Here is a 17632-nt window from a genome sequence, read left to right on the forward strand (position 1 = left end):
CCGGGCTTAGGACAGCCGCGCGCCATCCGGCGCGGAGTGGTCCGGCGCCACGAGGGTGACGAAGCCGTTTGCGTCGTGCACACCCAGCACCAGTACCTCGGACCGGACGGGTCCGATCTGGCGGGGCGGGAAGTTCACCACCGCCATGACGCGCTTCCCGATTAGCGCGTCGGGCGTGTAGTGCTGTGTGATCTGAGCGGAGGACTTGCGCTCTCCGATCTCCGGACCGAAATCTATCCAGACCTTGATTGCGGGCTTGCGCGCCTCGGGGAAGGGTTCGGCCCGCACCACGGTGCCAAGCCGGATATCCACCTTCAGGAAGTCGTCGTAGCTGATTTCATCCATTGGCCAGCTCCCGCGACCGATCCGCCGCGGCCTTCACCGTTGCCGCGATGAGCGGCGGCAAGCCGTTGGTTGCGTCCATCAGCACTTCCAGCCCCGCCTGTGTTGTTCCGTTCGGAGAGGTCACGTTGCGGCGCAGCTGCGCCGGATCGTCCGGCGCTTGCATCGCCAGCGCCCCCGCTCCCGCGACGGTGGCCTTTGCCAGCGCCATGGCAAGGTCGGGCGCGAGACCCTGTGCCTCTCCTGCGGCGGCCATGCATTCGATCATGTGGAACACATAGGCCGGGCCGGAGCCGGACAGCCCCGTGACCGCGTCCATCTGCGCCTCGTCCTCAAGCCGGACCACCTGGCCGACGGCGGACAGCAGCGCCTCCGCCATTTGCAGATGCTCGGCAGTGGCGCGGGCGTTGCCGATGATGGCGGTGATGCCCTGTCCCACGGCGGCAGGCGTGTTGGGCATGGCCCGGATCACGGGGGTCTCCGCCCCCAGCAGGGCCTCGTAGGTGGCGATGGAGATGCCCGCTGCGACGGACAGGAACACGGTCGACCCGTTCCCCTGCGCCCTCAGGCCGGGCAGGGCCTCCGCCATCATCTGCGGTTTCACCGCGACCAGCACGATGGCGGGATCGGCCGGCAGCGCGGCGTTCAGGTGCACACCCTGACCCGACAGCCAGTCGGAGGGGTTCGGGTCCGTCACCCAGACCGACCCGGCGGGCAACCCGCGCGCAAGCCAGCCTTCCAGCATGGCGGATCCCATCTTGCCGCAGCCCAGCAGGACTAAACCCTTCCGGGCGAGAATTCCGTCTTCCATGTGGGGGCCTCCGCGACGTTGCTTGCTGTGGCCACAGGCCTAGCGCATGCCGCAGGGCGGGTGCAATCGGCTCTGTCAGTCCTGTCGGCGCAGTTCCGACAGCGCGGCAGACAGGTGCACTCGGAGTCCGGTTTCGGCGTAGTCGACTTCGACGCTGCAATCGGGGCAGATCCCCATGGAAACCAGCTGAGAGCCGAAGCCGCGCCGCGTCGGCGCCGTGGCGGCCGGGCCACCGGTTTCGATCCATCGCAGGTCCATGCGGCCGTCCTCCTGCACCCAGGACAGGTCGACCCGACCGGACTGCGTCGACAGCGCGCCGTACTTCAGCGCGTTGGTCCCCAGTTCGTGCAGGAACATCGTCAGGCTCAGCGCGGGCTGGGCGTCGATCAGGATGTCCGGGCCGTTCAGGTCCAGCCGCTCGCCCGCGCCGACCTCGCCCGCAACGGTGCGTGCGATGTCGAGTACATGCGCCGCCTGCCAGTCGCGTCGCAGCAGGATGTCGTTCGCCGCGCTCATGGTCCTGAGCCGTCCCAGAAGCGCCTGCACGGGACCCTGATCGGTCAGCTTGCGCAAGCTTTGCGAGGTGATCGCGAGGATCATCGAGAACAGGTTCTTCACCCGGTGGTTCAGCTCCCGGGATAGCAGGCGCTGCCGGTCTACCTCGGCCTGCAGCGCCTGCGCATCGCGGTGACGGTGGGTGATGTTCTGCATGACGATCAGCAGCCGATCGGCATTCGGCAGGCGCGTGATGGCCATTTCCAGGATCTTGTCCTGCGGCTCTGTCGCGCGTTCAAACCGCATCGGGATGCCGGTGGCCAGCACGCGGTCGTAACTGTCGTACCAGTCCTCCACCTCGTCGGGAAAGTTGTCGCGGATGGTCTGGCCGGTCAGGTCGTCGACGCCGAACAGGATGCACATGGCGGGATTCATCGCTATATAGCGATAATCGCGCAGCCCGTCGCTGCGGTCCTGAAGGCGCTCGATAATGCACGCTGCAGTGTCGAGGCTATCGAATACATCCCCGATACCGCCGTCGATCGAACCCGTCGGCCCGGTGGGATTGGCAGTGTCGTGCATGTTCGGCATTCCTCCCTACAGCGCTGGGTTGAACCACCGTCGCCGAGCGGCCCCGACTTCATCTTAACATTGTTTACATCAAACGAAACAGGAAGCCGCACGGAAACAGGTCAACTGTCACAAGGTCAAACTTGACTTGCGGCTTCCAACTTAAGTCGCTCCCGGCAAGGGTCAAGCGAAGCGCCCTGATCGGGCGATCATGCGTGGCCGTAGGCTTCCGCGATGGCGACCTGGAGCGCTTCCCTGGCGGTCTTGTCGGTCCAGCACATCAATTGGAACGCCGGGTAGTAGCGTTCGGCGGACAGCACGGCGGCGGTGATCATGGTGTCGATCTGCTCGGCGGAGGCGATATTGCCGCCCGCCAGCATCAGCCCGTACTTGTAGACCATGAGCTTCTGCTCCGCCCAGTAGCTGAAGGCACCGGCCCAGCACTGGTCATTTACGCGGTTGAGCCCGTCGTGGAGCACCGCCAGCCGGTCGTCGGGCGGGTCCATCTCGAAGGTGCAGATCAGGCGCAGGGTTTCGTCGGAATGCGACCATGCGAGGGTGATGGAATAATTGCGCCACTGGCCATCGACCGCCATGGCGATCTGGTCATCGGTGACGCGGTCGAATTCCCAGTCGTAGTAATTGGCGATGTTTTCGACGACGTCGATCGGGTGCAGGTCGTCCGTCAGGTCGTGCTCGCTCAGGGCCATGCCGCCACCTCGTCTGTTATCGTTATTAGCGTGGGACTCGAAGCGTCGCCCCAGCACTCGTGCTTTGCTCTAGGGCTGCGGCGCCTGTCCCGCGCCCTTACAACATATCGTGCCTGCCGAATGATTCGCCGTAAAGCGAAATGTTGCGTGACACTTTCAATAAGTTGTGGATATGAGCGATTCGCCGCCGGGATTCTGGTTAAGATTCAAGGGCCACACGCAGGGATTGCTCGAATAGTTGCTGGCTTCGCGTCGTGGTCGCCTCCGGGCGGGTCATCAGCCCGACCGGCCCGGCCGTCAGATCGAGGTCGATGGCCAGCGCCGTCAGCCGCCCTTCGGACAGATCCTGCGCCACCACGCCTTCGGAGATGAACCAGACCGCGTCGGATACCGGCAGGTAGTTGCGCCCGAATGCGCCGGACACGCAGTCGATCCGGTCGGGGAAGGGCTGCAATCCGTTCGACAGGCACCAGCCGTCGACCAGAGGCCGGATCGCAGCGTCCTCCGGGGGGTAGAGCACGGGCCAGTCGCCGATATGGTCGAGCATGGGCGCCTGCGCCAGCGGGTGCCCCGCGCGGCTGACACAGACCACCTGTTCGACATAAAGCTGGGTGAAGGACAGGCCCTGCATCGCGGCGGGCACCCCCATGCGCCCCACCACCATGTCCAGTTGCCCCGCGCGCAGCGCCGCCGTCAGCGCCCCGTGCGCCCCGTCGCGCAGCATCAACCGGGTGTCGGGCGCCACCTTCCGAAAGGTCGCCACCGCCTGGGGCATGAGACGTGCGGCCACCGATGGCAGGGCACCGACGCGCAGCGTCTCGGCGCCGCCTTCGCGCAGTTCGGTAAGCCCCTCGACGCCCCGGTGCAGTGCGGCAAGGCTCTGGTTGGCGAAACGCAGGAACAGCGCACCCTCCGGCGTCATGCGGATGCCGCCCCGGTCGCGGTGCATCAGCGTGGTGCCCAGCGTTTCCTCCAGTTCCTTCAGCGTTTTCGACAGGGCGGGCGGGGACAGGTGCAACTGCTCGCAGGCGGCGCGCAGGCTGCCCTGCCGGGCAATCGCGGTCAGTGCCTCCAGATGGCGCAGTTTGATGCGGTTTGTTATCATTTAAGGAAACAAAATCGCATGAAACGTCAATTTACAAGTCCGTTTCGTTCATCCTTACTCCTGCTTCAAGGGAGACAGATCATGAAAACCCAGATTTGTATCATCGGTGGCGGTCCGTCGGGTCTGCTGCTGGGCCAACTTTGTCAGCAGGCGGGCATCGACGCGATCGTTCTGGAACGCCGCACCCGCGACCACGTCCTCAGCCGGATCCGGGCGGGGGTGCTGGAGCAGGGCTTTATCGACCTGCTGGACGAGGCAAAGGTCAAGACCCGCATGGACACCGAGGGCTATCCCCATGATGGCACGGTGATTTCCTTTGAGGACATGGAAGTCCGCGTCGATTTCCGCAAGCACACGGGCAGCTCCGTCATGGTCTACGGCCAGACGGAAGTGACGCGCGACCTTTACGCCGCGCGGGACGAAACAGAGGGCAAGACGCTCTTCGAGGTCGACGAGGTCGAGATCGGCAACGCCGCGCTGAACGGAGACGAACCCGCCACGGTCAGCTTCCTGCATCAGGGCGAGCGCAAAACCATCACCTGCGACTACATCGCGGGCTGCGACGGCTTCCACGGCCCCTCGCGGCAGGCGATCCCTGCTGCCAAACGCCGGGAATTCGAGCGGGTCTACCCCTTCGGCTGGCTGGGCATCCTGTCGGAAACGAAGCCCGCGCACCACGAATTGATCTACGCCAACTCCGAACGCGGCTTTGCGTTGTGCTCCATGCGGCGCGAAGACCTGAGCCGCTACTACGTCCAGGCGCCGCTGACCGATCGCCCGGAGGACTGGTCCGACGATGCCTTCTGGGCGGAGTTGAAGCGCCGTATCCCCAGCCGCATCGCCGAAGCGATGGAGACGGGGCCGAGCATCGAAAAGAGCATCGCGCCGCTGCGCGGCTTCGTCTGCGAACCGATGCAATACGGGCGACTTTTCCTTGCGGGCGACAGCGCGCATATCGTGCCGCCCACCGGGGCGAAGGGGTTGAACACGGCCGCCTCGGACATCCACTATCTGTTCGAGGCGCTGAAGGCGCGGTATCAGGAGCGCGACATGGACGCGCTTGGCAACTACTCCGAACGCGCGCTGGCGCGAGTCTGGAAGACGCAGCGGTTCAGCTGGTGGATGACAAAGCTCCTGCACCGTTTCCCCGACACCGACCCCTACGAACTGCGCATCCAGCGCGCCGAGATCGAGCACCTCGCCAGCATCGAGAGCGCGCAAAAGACCATGGCCGTCAACTACGTCGGCCTGCCATACTGAACGGGACTGAATGGGGGGGCCGAATTTTCCCGGAAAATTCGCCCCAGAGGGAGGACAGATGACCAATCGTTACGACACCGGCATGACCGTGCGCCGCCGCGTGCTGGGCGACGCCCACGTGGACCGGGCAGAGGCGGCGAAGACGCCCTTCGACCAGCCGTTTCAGGAAATGATCACCGAAACCGCCTGGGGCAACTGCTGGGCCTCCGACGCGATCTCCGACCGGGAACGCTCGATGCTGACGCTGGCCCTGCTGGCGGCCACCGGCAACTTCGAGGAGATCCCCATGCACATCCGCGCCACCGCGCGCACCGGCGCCACGCAGGAGGACGTGGCGCAGGCCTTCATGCACGTCGCGGTCTACGCTGGCGTGCCGAAGGCTAACCACGCCTTCAAGCTGGCCAAGAAGACATTCGCCGAGATGGAAGACCAGGGAAACGCGCACCCCTGAGACGCCCCTGAGGAGGAGCCCCGAATGACCAATGGATTCACCGCGAGGGACCGCGCCTGGCACCCGCCGGCGCTGACCCCGCTCTACAAGACCAGCGTGGCGCGATCGCCCCGCTTCGCGCCGATCGGCGCGGCCACATCGCTGTCGGAGGAGACCGGCCCGGTCTTCGGCCACGACATGCTGGGCGCGAAGGACAACGACCTGATCACCAACTTCGCCGCCCCCGGCGAAATGGCCATCGGGCCGCGCATTCTCGTGCAGGGACGGGTGCGCGACGAGTTCGGTCGCCCGGTGCCGCATTGCCTTCTGGAGGTCTGGCAGGCGAACGCGGGCGGCCGCTATCGTCACAAGAAGGAAGGCTATCTCGCGCCGCTCGACCCGAACTTCGGCGGCTGCGGGCGCTGCATCACCGACGAGAACGGCTTCTACGAGTTCCGCACCGTGAAGCCCGGCCCCTATCCCTGGCCCAACGGCCCCGACGACTGGCGCCCGGCGCATATCCACGTTTCGGTCTTCGGCCATGGCTTTGCGCAGCGGCTGATCACCCAGATGTACTTCGAGGGCGACCCGATGATCTGGCAGTGCCCCATCGTCGGCACCATCCCGACGCGCGAGGCGATCGAAACCCTGGTGGCGCGGCTCGACCGCGCGGGTTCGATCCCGATGGACGCGCTGTGCTACCGCTTCGACATCACGCTGCGCGGCCGCCGCCAGACGATGTTCGAGAACCGCATGGAGGGCATGTGATGGCCGCACCCCTGACACCTTCGATGGGCAACCCGCTGTCCAACCCACCGTCAAACCCATTGGGCGAGCGGTTCAAGGAGAGCCCCTCCCAGACCGCCGGGCCCTACGTCCATATCGGCTGCACGCCGAACTTCCTCGGCATCGAGGGCGTCTACCCCGAGGACCTCGGCACCCGGATGATCACCGGCAACCCCGACGGCGAGCGCATCACCATCAAGGGCCGCGTGATCGACGGCGCGGGCAACGCGCTGAAGGATGCGCTGATCGAGGTCTGGCAGGCCGATGCGGCGGGGAAATTCGCCGGTCGCGGCGGGGCCGAAGGCTTCGCCGGCTGGGGACGCTCGCCGGGCGACATGACCACCGGGGAGTTCACCTTCGAGACGGTGAAGCCGGGCCGCGTGCCCGCGCCTGACGGCCGCCCGCAGGCGCCGCACGTCACCTTCTGGATCGTGGCGCGGGGCATCAACCTCGGGCTGCACACCCGGATGTATTTCGCCGACGAAGAAGCTGCAAACGCCGAGGACCCGATCCTGACCCGGATCGAACACCAGAGCCGCGTGCCCACCCTGCTGGCAAAGAAGGAGGGCGGCGCCTACCGTTTCGACATCCACCTGCAGGGCGAAAACGAGACGATCTTCTTCGATATCTGACCCGGCGACCGTGCGATCGGGAGAAATTGTCAGCTGACAACTCCTGACGCACGGTCATCCCTTTATGAACAAACCGTCAAGGCGGGTGTCCGTGCCCGCCTTGGCCTGTCGCGGAGGGCGGGTTATGCTCCGCCCCGCGCGTTGCCCGGAGGACCGAAATCACATGACAAAACCCTGCATCATCTGCGTCGCGATCACCGGTTCGGTTCCGACCAAGAAGGACAACCCTGCGGTGCCGATCTCCATCGAGGAGCAGGTCGAAAGCACGCAGGCGGCATTCGAGGCCGGGGCGACGATCATGCACGCCCATGTCCGCAATCCCGACGAGACGCCGACCTCCGACCCGGAGAAATTCGCGCGGCTGACGGAGGGCGTGCAAAAGCATTGTCCGGGCATGATCATCCAGCTGTCGACCGGCGGACGGTCCGGCGCGGGGCAGGCGCGGGGCGGGATGCTGTCTCTGCGCCCGGACATGGCGTCGCTGTCGGTGGGGTCGAACAACTTCCCGACCCGCGTCTACGAGAACCCGCCGGATCTGGTGGACTGGTTGGCCTCCGAAATGCGCACCTACGAGGTGAAGCCGGAGATCGAGGCCTTTGACCTCAGCCACATCTTCAAGGCCGCGGAAATGAACCGCGACGGGCGCATTCCGGGCAAGCTCTATGTGCAGTTCGTCATGGGCGTGAAGAACGCCATGCCCTGCGACCGCAACGTGTTCGACTACTACATCGAGACGGTGAAACGTCTGGCGCCGGACGCGGAGTGGTGCGCGGCGGGCATCGGGCGGCACCAGATCGAGGTTAACGAATGGTGCATCGCCGCCGGGGGCCACACGCGCACGGGGCTCGAGGACAACATCCGCATCGACCGCGACACGCTGGCCCCGTCGAACGCGGCGCTGGTGGAGCGTGCGGTCCGGCTTTGCGAGAAATACGAGCGTCCGGTTGCGACCTGGCAGCAGGCGCGCGAGATGCTGGGCCTCCGCGGCGCTTAAGGCGCGCGAAGACACGGACCTCCGCGCCGCCTGAGCCGCGTTCGACGGGGCCTTCAAGGCTGCGTAAGGCCGTCGATGTATTCGATGACCGCCGCGCGGTCGGCGTCGGACAGTCCGGCGCCGATGCGTTTGTCGGCATGCGCCGTCCCCAGCGCCTCCAGCGTCGTGCCCGGCGGAATGGCCGGTCCCTTGCGACCGCCCTGCGCCTCCGCTCCGTGGCAGCGGGCGCAGGCGCGGGCATAAAGCGCGGCGCCCTGCTCGGGATCGGCGGCAATCGCCTGCGCCGCGGCGGCATTGGTCAGGAGCAGCAGGGCGGTCAGGGTGGGGCGCATCGACGCTCCGATCCTTTCAGGACATGATGAGGTCGCCGTTGCAGGTCTTCTGCACGGCGGGGACGGTGCCCTTGGGGGTCACGGTGAAGTCCTGCTGCAGCAGCACGCGATCGTCCAGCACCAGTTGGAAGCGCCACGGCCCCTCGATCAGTTCCCACCCTTCCTCGAAGGTAAAGAGGTTCAGCGCCGGGTCGCCGGGAATTAGGCCCGCACTCCAGGTTTCCAGCACCTGCCCCTGCGGACCCATGGGCGGATGGGTCACGACCATGCGGTAATCGCCGGGTGGCGCGTCGGGGGCCAGTTTCGCCCGGATGCCAAAGCTGAGGCCGATTTCGGCCGGGACCTGCGTGGAGGGCACGTCGAAGGGTGCCGACTGGGTGACGAGGTTCAGCACGCCCGAAACAGTGCCGGGTTCCGGGCGCCGGTCGGTCGGGTCGAGGTCGCAGATCACGCCGAATTCGACGAGCCGGGCGGGTATGTCGCCGTCGACATCCGCCAGAGCGGGTGCGGCGAACAGAAAGAGTGCAAGAATTCTCCGAAGCATTGTGAGACTCCTGACAGTTGCCGCCGCCGTTCTATCACGGTCCGGGCCAGCGCGGGAGGCGGTATTGCCGCACCCGGGGGGAGCACAATGCACAAAGGCCCCCGGACAGGGGGCCTTTGATCAGACGTCTACGCGCCGGGTTCAGCCGATGGCTGCGGCCTTCACGTCGTCATCGATGTAGGGGACGTATTGCGCGAAGTTCTCGGCGAACATGCCGACCAGTCTGTCTGCCTGGGCGTCGTAGGCGGCCTTGTCGTCCCATGTCTTCTTGGGGTCGAGCAGCATGTCAGGCACGCCCTCGACGTGGACCGGCACTTCGAAACCAAAATTCGGGTCCTTGCGGAACTGCGCGGTGTTCAGCGAGCCGTTCAGCGCAGCGTGGAGCAGGGCGCGGGTCGCTTTGATCGGCATCCGGCTGCCGGTACCATAGGCGCCGCCGGTCCAGCCGGTGTTGACCAGCCAGCAGGTCGCGCCGTGCTTGGCGATCTTGTCACGCAGCAGGTTGCCGTAGGCCTCCGGGCGACGCGGCATGAAAGGCGCGCCAAAGCAGGTGGAGAAGGTCGGTTGCGGTTCGGTGATGCCGCGTTCGGTCCCCGCGACCTTCGAGGTGAATCCCGACAGGAAGTGGTACATCGCCTGCGCGGGCGTCAGCCGGGCGATGGGCGGCAGCACGCCGAAAGCATCGCAGGTCAGCATGATGATGTTCTTCGGATGGCCGCCAAGCGCGGTCTTCGATGCATTCGAAATATAATGCAGCGGATAGGCGCAGCGCATGTTGGCCGTCAGGCTGTCGTCCTCGTAGTCGAGGTTGAAGGTGTCCGGGTCAAAAACCATGTTCTCGATCACGGTGCCGAACTTCTCTGTCGTGGCGTAGATTTCCGGTTCCGCCTCGGGGGAGAGATTGATCGTCTTGGCGTAGCAGCCGCCCTCGAAGTTGAAGGTGCCGCGATCGGACCAGCCGTGTTCGTCATCGCCGATCAGGACACGCTCCGGATCCGCCGAAAGGGTCGTCTTGCCGGTGCCCGACAGGCCGAAGAAGACGGCAGTGTCCACCGGATTGTTCGGCGCGTGGTTGGCGGAACAGTGCATCGCCATGATGCCCTTGCCCGGCAGGATGTAGTTCAGCAGCGTGAAGACCGATTTCTTGTTTTCGCCGGCGTACTCGGTGTCGCCGATCAGGATGAGCTTCTTCTCGAAGTTCAGCGCGATCACGGTCTCGCTACGGCACCCGTGTTTGGCCGGGTCGGCCTTGAAGCTGGGGCAGTTGATGATGGTGAAATCCGCGGTGAAGCTGTCGAGGTCCTCGCGGTCGGGACGGCGCAGCATGTGGCGGATGAACAGGTTGTGCCACGCCAGTTCGGAGACCACACGCACGTCGATGGCATTCGCCGGATCCGCGCCGCCGGTGAGATCCTGCACGTAGTAGTCGCGTCCCTTCATGTGTTCGAGCATGTCGGCGTGCAGCAGGTCGAAGGCGTCGGGCTCCATCGGGGCGTTGTTCTCCCACCAGATCGAGTCCTCGACCGACGGGGTGCGCACGATGAATTTGTCCTTCGGCGACCGTCCGGTGTACTTGCCTGTCGTCACGAGGAAGGCGCCGCCCTTGCCAAGCGTGCCCTCGCCACGTTTGAGCGCGGCTTCGATCAGCGCGGGCTCCATGAGGTTGTAATAGACATTGCCGAGCCCTTCGATCCCTTGATCCTCGAGCTTGAACTGGGGGTTTACCCGTCCGAATGTCATCTTAATGCTCCTGTTGCAGCCTTGCTGACGAAAGAAAGTTGCGTCGCGGTATGCGTCGGTATTCGCTGACTTAGCATGCTGTTTTCCTGCGGGAACAGAGCGCATTTGGACGTTAGCGCAACCAACTTCGGCTTTAGCGATACCATCGGCACCGGTCGGCGGGGTGCCGCCGGATTGTCCAAAATCCTATGCAAAAGGAGTGGGACATTTTAGCCATTCCTTTGTCAAATTCGCGTCCCATCTTGGGCAGTCCCGTTGCCGATTCGCAGTTAAGCATTGCCGGAAGGCGGGATTTCGCTGATAATGATGGAAAAAAACAGGTAGCAGAGCAGCATAAGGACACAAAAATGTCTAAGATCGCCCTAGTGGACGATGACAGGAATATCCTGACGTCGGTTTCGATGACTCTCGAAGCCGAGGGTTTCGAGGTCGAGACGTACAACGACGGCCAGGCCGCGCTGGATGCCTTCAACAAGAAGATGCCCGATATGGCTGTGTTCGACATCAAGATGCCGCGCATGGACGGCATGGACCTGCTGCAGCGGGTCCGTCAGAAGTCGAAGATGCCGGTGATTTTCCTGACCTCGAAGGATGACGAGATCGACGAGGTTCTCGGTCTGCGCATGGGCGCGGACGACTACGTCAAGAAGCCGTTCAGCCAGCGCCTGCTGGTGGAACGCATCCGCGCGCTTTTGCGCCGTCAGGAAGCGGTGGCCGGCGACGTGGTGGGTGAAACCGAAGAAACGAAACTGATGACCCGCGGGTCGCTGACCATGGATCCGCTGCGCCACGCCGTGACGTGGAAGGGCATGGATGTATCGCTGACCGTAACGGAATTCCTGCTGCTGCAGGCGCTGGCACAGCGCCCCGGCTTCGTGAAGTCGCGGGATCAGCTGATGGACGTGGCCTATGACGATCAGGTCTACGTCGACGACCGTACCATCGACAGCCACATCAAGCGCTTGCGCAAGAAGATGCGCGCCGTCGATCCCGACTTCTCCGCCATCGAAACGCTTTACGGTATCGGTTACCGGTACAACGAAGAGTGATAGATGGCCCTGGCCGAACGGATCTCCATGCGTGGGGACGATGACAACAGACGGGATGCCGACGTGGTGCTGGGGGACGATTGGGTCGCCCCGGACAGCACGGTCGAAAAGGAGTTGCGCGACACACGCGCGCAGCGCGGTCTTTTCACGCTCAACCGCTCCCCCCTGACCCGCAAGATCATCACGTTCAACCTGATCGCGTTGAACGTGCTGGTGGCGGGGGTCCTTTGGTTGAACTCCTCGCGCGACACGCTGGCCATCCAGCGGGTGAACGCCCTGCAGTCGGAGGTCGAACTGATCGCCGACGTGTTCGAGGCGGGGCTTGTGGCGCAGGGCGCCACGGGCGGTACCGTTCTGGGCAGTGCGGACGGACCGGACGTCGCCCCCGTGCTGGACGCGCTCGACCTGCGGGAGGGCCTGCAGGTCATGGTTTTCGACAGCGCGACCTTCCTTGTCGGGGAGGGCGCGGGCCGTATCGCCCCGATCATCCCGCTCAAGGCTGAGCAGGAAGAGCCGACACTGATTTCGGATTTCCTCAACGGGCTTTGGCAGGGCGTGGCGGGGCTGTTCACCTATTTTGCGGACGAGCCCGACCTTGTGCTGGAGGACCGCCTGCGGCGCGAGATCGAGAGCGGCGACCCCGCACTGACACGCGTCGTACAGGGTGGCGGCAAGGGCGAGACGGTGTTCTATGCCTTTTCCCCCATCCGGCTGGGCGACACGATCCTCGGCACCGTGGCACTGGCGTCTTCGGCGGCGGAGATCGATGCCGCCGTCAGGAACGAACGCGAGCGCGTGCTGCAGATGTTCATCATCGCCACGCTGGTGTCCATCGGACTCAGCCTCGTGCTGGCCTCGACCATCGCGAATCCGATTTCCGATCTCGCCGACGCGGCGGAGATCGGCCGCGACCGCGACCGCAAGCACAAGAACATGGGGCGCATCCGTATCCCCGACCTGACCGCGCGTCCCGACGAGATCGGGCGCCTTTCGGGCGCGCTGCGCGGCATGGTGGCGGCACTCTACGACCGCATCGATGCGAACGAACAATTCGCCGCCGACGTGGCACATGAGATCAAGAACCCGCTGGCGAGCCTGCGCTCTGCGGTGGGGTCGATGCGCATGGTCAAGAAGGACGAACACCGCCACAAGCTGTTGGACGTGATCGAGCACGACGTACGCCGACTGGACCGGCTGGTGAGCGACATCTCGAATGCCTCGCGGCTCGATTCCGAGCTGGTGAAGGAGGAAGAACAGGAATTCGATCTGCTGAAGATGATCGGAAACCTGTCGGAATTCCTCGGCGAGGACGCACGGGCAAAGGGGATCGAATTCATCTCCGACCTGCCAAAGAGGCCGATCCTCATCAACGGGCTGGAGGCGCGGCTGGCGCAGGTCTTTGTCAACCTGATCACCAACGCGATTTCCTTCTGCGAGGACGGCGACGCGATCCGCGTCTGGGCGCGCCGGCGGGACAATCGGGTGCTGGTGGTGGTCGAGGATACCGGCCCCGGCATCCCCGAGGAAGCACTGGAGAAGATCTTCAAGCGGTTCTACACGTCGCGCCCGCAACAGGATTTCGGCAACAACTCCGGACTTGGCCTCGCCATTTCGAAACAGATTGTCGAGGCTCACGGCGGCGTGATCTGGGCGGAGAACATCCGCCCGACAGAGGCCGATGTCACGTCGGAACCGCTTGGCGCGCGGTTCGTCGTCGGCCTGCCGATCTGAGCCTGTCATGTGCGACGCCGCCAGTGAGACCGTGCATGCGACCGCTGTCGAACTGGCGGGGCGGGGGTTGCTTATCTGTGGCCGGGCGGGGGCAGGGAAATCCTCTTTGGCGCTGCAACTGATGGCGATGGGGGCCACGCTGGTGGCCGACGACCGGACCGAGCTGCATCTGAGGGGAGCGCGGATCATCCTGCGGGCGCCGGATGCGATTCGCGGCTTGATCGAAGCGCGCGGCCTGGGACTGCTGAACGCGGCCTGCACCGATGCGCCGCTTTGCGCCGTTCTCGACCTCGACCGGGAGGAGAGCGAGCGGCTTCCTCCTACACGAATGCGAAACGTCCTTGGTCTAGACTTCCCTTTGCTTCACAAGATCGCGTGCCCCTATTTTGCCGCCAGCCTGAGGCAATATCTAATGGCGGGAAGAAGAGAGTGAGATGGGCGAGTCGGATCGAGACAAGACACGTATCGTACTGGTGACCGGGCCTTCGGGGGCCGGGCGTTCGACCGCGATCAACGTGTTGGAGGATCTCGGTTTCGAGGCGATTGATAACATCCCGCTAAGTTTCATCCCGCGCCTGATGGACGACGGCGCCATGCCGGGTCGGCCCATCGCGCTGGGTATTGATGTACGTAACCGGGATTTCAGCGTTGGTGGATTGCTGGAACTGCGTGAAACGCTGAACGCCGGGGACTGCCTCGCAGAGGTGCTGTACCTCGATTGCTCGACCGAAGTCCTGATGCGGCGCTACTCGGAAACCCGGCGCCGGCATCCGCTGGCCCCGGACGAAACCGCGTCCGACGGCATCGGACGCGAACTGGCCGTGCTCGAAGACCTGCGGGCCCGCGTCGATATCCTGATTGATACCAGTGAGTTGACGGTGCACGATTTGCGCGGGGAGTTGGAGGGGTGGTTCGGCTCCGTGACCGATCAGGGCATGGCCGTCTCTGTGCAGAGTTTTTCCTACAAGCGAGGACTACCGCAGGGATTGGACATTGTGCTGGACTGCCGGTTCCTGCGTAATCCGCACTGGCAGCCAGAACTGCGGCCGCACACGGGACACGATGCGGAAGTGGCCGCCTATGTGGCAGGAGACCCGCGCCACGCGGCCTTTCTGAAGCAGGTGCAAGACCTGATCCTGCTCATGCTTCCGGCTTGCTTGGAGGAAGGGAAGGCACACTTCACCATCGGTTTTGGCTGCACCGGCGGCAAACACAGATCGGTTGCCGTGACAGAAAGCATTGCAGGTGCTCTTGCACGCGAGGGCTGGCGCGTGTCTATTCGGCACCGGGAATTGGAACGCCGCACCGCAGCACCCGAATTGGGCCGTGGCGGCGATCTTGGTGGAAGGAAAGCCGGGTGATCGGAATCGTGATCGTCGCGCACGGCGGGCTGGCCCGCGAATACCTGGCCGCGGTGGAACACGTGGTGGGCCAGCAGCCGGGCATGGCCGCGATATCCATAGAGGCAGATTGTGACCGCCCGATGAAACAGGCGGAAATCATGGAGGCGGCCGACGCCGTAGATCAGGGGCAGGGCGTTGTCGTCGTGACCGACATGTTCGGCGGGTCGCCGTCCAACCTGTCGTTGAATGCCTGCCGTCCTGACGACCGCCGCATTCTTTATGGGGCGAACCTGCCGATGCTGATCAAACTGGCGAAGAGCCGCCACATGCCCGTCGGTGACGCGGTCCGGACCGCGTTGGAGGCGGGGCGAAAGTATATCGACAGCAGAAACGTGTCGGCCGATCCGGTCTGAAGCACGTCAGCGACAGCAGGGAAACGCCATGACCGAGTCCGTTCGCAGGAATCTGAAGATCATCAACGAGAAGGGCCTGCACGCCCGCGCCTCGGCGAAACTGGTCGAGGTGGCGGAAGGATTCGATGCGCGCTGCGAGGTGTCGCGCGACGGCCTCTCCGCGAGCGGCGACAGCATCATGGGGCTTTTGATGTTGGCAGCGGCCAAGGGAACAACTATTGAGGTTCAAACCTCGGGCCCGGATGCCGAGGCGCTCGCCGACGCGATCGAAGCCCTCGTGGGCGACCGTTTCGGCGAGGGCTACTGACAGCCGGGCGACTAGCACGGGACAGTTTGGGCGGATGGTGGACAGTACCCAGGCGACAGGGATCGACGCCGGGCCGGTGAGCACCGGCTCTGACCCCTATGACAAGCGCAAGGTCAGTTACGCCAATACCTTCACGAACCCGTGGAAGGCGAACACCATTCGTGCCATGGAATGGGTGACCGGGAAGCTGCCTCTGCTTCGGCTCGTCCGACGTTTCGAGGCGCTGGGCTACGTCGAGGGGCAGGCCTTTTGGGGGCAGGCGCTGGATGTCATGGGCATCGAGCTGCAGACTCCGTTGGACCAGATCGCCAACATTCCGCAGGATGGCCCTGTGATCGTGGTGGCGAACCACCCGCATGGTCTGGTCGACGGTATGGTGCTGGCTGAGCTGATCGGCCGCGTGCGGACCGACTACAAGATCCTGACGCGTTCGTTGCTGACCGGCGTAAAGGAAATCGATCCCTTCATGATCCCGGTGCCCTTTCCGCATGAGCCCGACTCGCGGGCGCAGTCGCTGAACATGCGGGCCCGGGCCATGGATCATCTGAAGGCGGGCGGTGTAATCGCGCTGTTCCCCTCGGGCGCGGTGGCCTCTTCGGAGGGGTGGTGGGGCCCTGCGGTGGAGCAGGTGTGGAACCCGTTTACGGCGAAGATGGTGCAGCGATCGGGGGCGACCGTGGTGCCGATCTATTTTCCCGGGCAGAATTCGCGCGCCTACCAGATCGCCAACCGACTGTCACCGACGCTGCGGCAGGGTCTGTTGATCCATGAGGTGATCCACGCTTGCGGTCGGGCGCAAAAGCCGGTGGTGGGTGCGGCGATCCCGCCGGAGGAGCTGCGAGCCTTTTCCGGGGGACAACGCGAGTTCGTGGCCTGGCTGCGCGAACGGACGCTGGCATTGCAGGGCACCTGACCGGCATTTCAGCGAGACGGCGAGGAGTTTTCGCCCCGCGACGACCGGCGCGGGCAGCGCCCGCGTACCGGGGGGTCACCCCCGGACCCCTCAGGGGTATTTTTGCCGAGAAGAAGCAGGGGCCGGGAGGCCATGACCCGGCGTGCCGTCCCTGATTGCGTCAAGGTCCTTAGCGTGTCGGTACCGGTTCGTCGCCACGGTAGTCGTAAAAGCCGCGCTGGGTCTTGCGCCCAAGCCAGCCGGCCTCGACGTATTTCGTCAGCAGCGGGCAGGGGCGGTATTTGGTATCCGCGAGCCCGTCGTGCAGCACGTTCATGATGGCGAGGCAGGTGTCCAGTCCGATGAAATCTGCCAGTTCCAGCGGCCCCATCGGGTGGTTGGCACCAAGCTTCATTGCCATGTCGATGGACTTGACGTTCCCCACGCCTTCGTAAAGCGTGTAGACCGCCTCGTTGATCATCGGGATCAGGATGCGGTTGACAATGAAGGCGGGGAAGTCTTCGGCGCTGGCAGCGGTCTTGCCCAACCGGTTCACCACGGTAAGGCAGGCCTGGTAGGTGGGTTGATCGGTGGCAATGCCGCGGATCAGTTCCACCAGCTGCATGACGGGGACCGGGTTCATGAAGTGAAAGCCCATGAACTTTTCCGGTCGATCGGTCCGCGACGCCAGCCGCGTGATCGAGATGGAGGAGGTGTTCGAAGTCAGGATCGTGTTCGGGCGCAGGTGAGGGCCGAGCGATTCGAAGATCTTGTGCTTCACGTCTTCGCGTTCGGTGGCCGCTTCGACCACCAGATCGGTTTCGCCCACTGCGGAAATGTCGAGAGTTGTCTTGATCCGGGCGAGCGCGGTGTCGCGCTCGTGGGCGCTGATCTTCTCGCGGCTGACCTGCCGATCGAGGTTGCGGGTGATGAGGGCGACGGCCTGATCCAGCGCTTCCTGACGGACGTCGTTCAGCCGTACGTCATAGCCTGCAAGGGCCATCACATGCGCTATCCCGTTGCCCATCTGACCTGCGCCGATGACCCCGACCGACTTGATTTCCATTGCACGCCCCTTGTCTGTTCGCGGGCACCATAGGGCCGGGCGCGCCCCGGCTGCAAGGGGCCGGGGCGCATCGGGGTCGT

At 64.5% G+C, this 17632-nt stretch carries 21 protein-coding genes; 12 read left to right on the plus strand and 9 right to left on the minus strand.

The window, feature by feature from the left end; all coding sequences use genetic code 11:
* Positions 1–6: 6 nt before the first annotated feature.
* The 5 genes from J5474_RS13060 to pcaQ all read right to left on the minus strand — a co-directional run bounded on the left by J5474_RS13060 (position 7) and on the right by pcaQ (position 4033).
* Complete coding sequence (locus J5474_RS13060; RefSeq protein WP_209361363.1) at positions 7–345, minus strand: tRNA-binding protein; 339 nt, start codon at positions 343–345, stop codon at positions 7–9.
* Positions 338–1153, minus strand: a complete 816-nt coding sequence (gene proC, locus J5474_RS13065) for a pyrroline-5-carboxylate reductase (RefSeq protein ID WP_209361364.1) — start codon at positions 1151–1153, stop codon at positions 338–340. Before proC ends, J5474_RS13060 begins: the two co-directional genes overlap by 8 nt.
* Before the next feature lie 75 nt (positions 1154–1228).
* Positions 1229–2230, minus strand: coding sequence for a sensor histidine kinase (locus J5474_RS13070; protein WP_209361365.1), 1002 nt, complete (start codon positions 2228–2230; stop codon positions 1229–1231).
* Positions 2231–2427: 197 nt separating this feature from the next.
* A complete protein-coding gene (locus tag J5474_RS13075) occupies positions 2428–2928 on the minus strand; it encodes a type III secretion system chaperone family protein (RefSeq protein ID WP_209361366.1) in 501 nt (166 codons plus the stop codon).
* Between the two features lie 199 nt (positions 2929–3127).
* Positions 3128–4033 carry a pca operon transcription factor PcaQ gene (gene pcaQ, locus J5474_RS13080; protein WP_209361367.1) on the minus strand — a complete coding sequence of 302 codons (906 nt, stop codon included), beginning with the start codon at positions 4031–4033 and terminating at the stop codon, positions 3128–3130.
* An 81-nt stretch (positions 4034–4114) separates the two neighbouring features.
* On the opposite strand from pcaQ, the gene pobA reads away from it, so the two are divergent.
* The 5 genes from pobA to J5474_RS13105 all read left to right on the plus strand — a co-directional run bounded on the left by pobA (position 4115) and on the right by J5474_RS13105 (position 8135).
* Positions 4115–5293, plus strand: a complete 1179-nt coding sequence (gene pobA / locus J5474_RS13085) for a 4-hydroxybenzoate 3-monooxygenase (RefSeq protein ID WP_209361368.1) — start codon at positions 4115–4117, stop codon at positions 5291–5293.
* A gap of 58 nt (positions 5294–5351) precedes the next feature.
* Positions 5352–5744 carry a 4-carboxymuconolactone decarboxylase gene (pcaC, locus tag J5474_RS13090; protein ID WP_209361369.1) on the plus strand — a complete coding sequence of 131 codons (393 nt, stop codon included), beginning with the start codon at positions 5352–5354 and terminating at the stop codon, positions 5742–5744.
* A 24-nt stretch (positions 5745–5768) separates the two neighbouring features.
* Positions 5769–6491, plus strand: coding sequence for a protocatechuate 3,4-dioxygenase subunit beta (pcaH, locus tag J5474_RS13095; protein WP_209361370.1), 723 nt, complete (start codon positions 5769–5771; stop codon positions 6489–6491).
* A 23-nt stretch (positions 6492–6514) separates the two neighbouring features.
* Positions 6515–7141 (plus strand): protocatechuate 3,4-dioxygenase subunit alpha, encoded by a 627-nt coding sequence (gene pcaG, locus J5474_RS13100; RefSeq protein ID WP_209361590.1) that lies wholly within the window; start codon positions 6515–6517, stop codon positions 7139–7141.
* A 163-nt stretch (positions 7142–7304) separates the two neighbouring features.
* Positions 7305–8135, plus strand: coding sequence for a 3-oxoadipate:acetyl-CoA acetyltransferase (locus J5474_RS13105; protein WP_209361371.1), 831 nt, complete (start codon positions 7305–7307; stop codon positions 8133–8135).
* A 53-nt stretch (positions 8136–8188) separates the two neighbouring features.
* Here J5474_RS13105 and J5474_RS13110 read toward each other — a convergent pair whose 3' ends face one another.
* The 3 genes from J5474_RS13110 to J5474_RS13120 all read right to left on the minus strand — a co-directional run bounded on the left by J5474_RS13110 (position 8189) and on the right by J5474_RS13120 (position 10751).
* Positions 8189–8467, minus strand: coding sequence for a c-type cytochrome (locus J5474_RS13110; protein ID WP_209361372.1), 279 nt, complete (start codon positions 8465–8467; stop codon positions 8189–8191).
* A gap of 16 nt (positions 8468–8483) precedes the next feature.
* Positions 8484–9011, minus strand: coding sequence for a DUF3859 domain-containing protein (locus J5474_RS13115; RefSeq protein WP_209361373.1), 528 nt, complete (start codon positions 9009–9011; stop codon positions 8484–8486).
* A 141-nt stretch (positions 9012–9152) separates the two neighbouring features.
* Positions 9153–10751 (minus strand): phosphoenolpyruvate carboxykinase, encoded by a 1599-nt coding sequence (locus tag J5474_RS13120; protein ID WP_209361374.1) that lies wholly within the window; start codon positions 10749–10751, stop codon positions 9153–9155.
* A gap of 347 nt (positions 10752–11098) precedes the next feature.
* Here J5474_RS13120 and J5474_RS13125 point away from each other — a divergent pair, with 347 nt between their 5' ends.
* From J5474_RS13125 to J5474_RS13155, 7 genes are read left to right on the plus strand one after another with little or no spacing between them, the layout of a single operon-like run.
* Positions 11099–11800 carry a response regulator transcription factor gene (locus J5474_RS13125; protein WP_209361375.1) on the plus strand — a complete coding sequence of 234 codons (702 nt, stop codon included), beginning with the start codon at positions 11099–11101 and terminating at the stop codon, positions 11798–11800.
* A 3-nt stretch (positions 11801–11803) separates the two neighbouring features.
* Positions 11804–13531 (plus strand): sensor histidine kinase, encoded by a 1728-nt coding sequence (locus tag J5474_RS13130; RefSeq protein ID WP_209361376.1) that lies wholly within the window; start codon positions 11804–11806, stop codon positions 13529–13531.
* Between the two features lie 7 nt (positions 13532–13538).
* Complete coding sequence (locus J5474_RS13135) at positions 13539–13964, plus strand: HPr kinase/phosphorylase (RefSeq protein ID WP_209361377.1); 426 nt, start codon at positions 13539–13541, stop codon at positions 13962–13964.
* Position 13965: 1 nt separating this feature from the next.
* Positions 13966–14892: an RNase adapter RapZ gene (gene rapZ / locus J5474_RS13140; RefSeq protein ID WP_209361378.1), complete on the plus strand. Its 927-nt coding sequence runs from the start codon at positions 13966–13968 to the stop codon at positions 14890–14892.
* Complete coding sequence (locus J5474_RS13145) at positions 14889–15287, plus strand: PTS sugar transporter subunit IIA (RefSeq protein WP_209361379.1); 399 nt, start codon at positions 14889–14891, stop codon at positions 15285–15287. The genes rapZ and J5474_RS13145 overlap by 4 nt, the downstream gene beginning before the upstream one ends.
* Before the next feature lie 28 nt (positions 15288–15315).
* On the plus strand, positions 15316–15594 hold the full coding sequence (locus J5474_RS13150) for an HPr family phosphocarrier protein (protein WP_209361380.1): 279 nt from the start codon (positions 15316–15318) through the stop codon (positions 15592–15594).
* A 34-nt stretch (positions 15595–15628) separates the two neighbouring features.
* Entirely contained in the window at positions 15629–16507 is an 879-nt protein-coding gene (locus tag J5474_RS13155; RefSeq protein ID WP_209361381.1) for a lysophospholipid acyltransferase family protein, read from the plus strand.
* A gap of 169 nt (positions 16508–16676) precedes the next feature.
* On the opposite strand, the gene J5474_RS13160 is transcribed toward J5474_RS13155, so the two are convergent.
* Positions 16677–17552 (minus strand): 3-hydroxybutyryl-CoA dehydrogenase, encoded by an 876-nt coding sequence (locus tag J5474_RS13160; RefSeq protein ID WP_209361382.1) that lies wholly within the window; start codon positions 17550–17552, stop codon positions 16677–16679.
* Between the last annotated feature and the right edge of the window lie 80 nt (positions 17553–17632).

This window comes from Sagittula salina (assembly GCF_017813235.1).
GTDB lineage: Bacteria > Pseudomonadota > Alphaproteobacteria > Rhodobacterales > Rhodobacteraceae > Sagittula > Sagittula salina.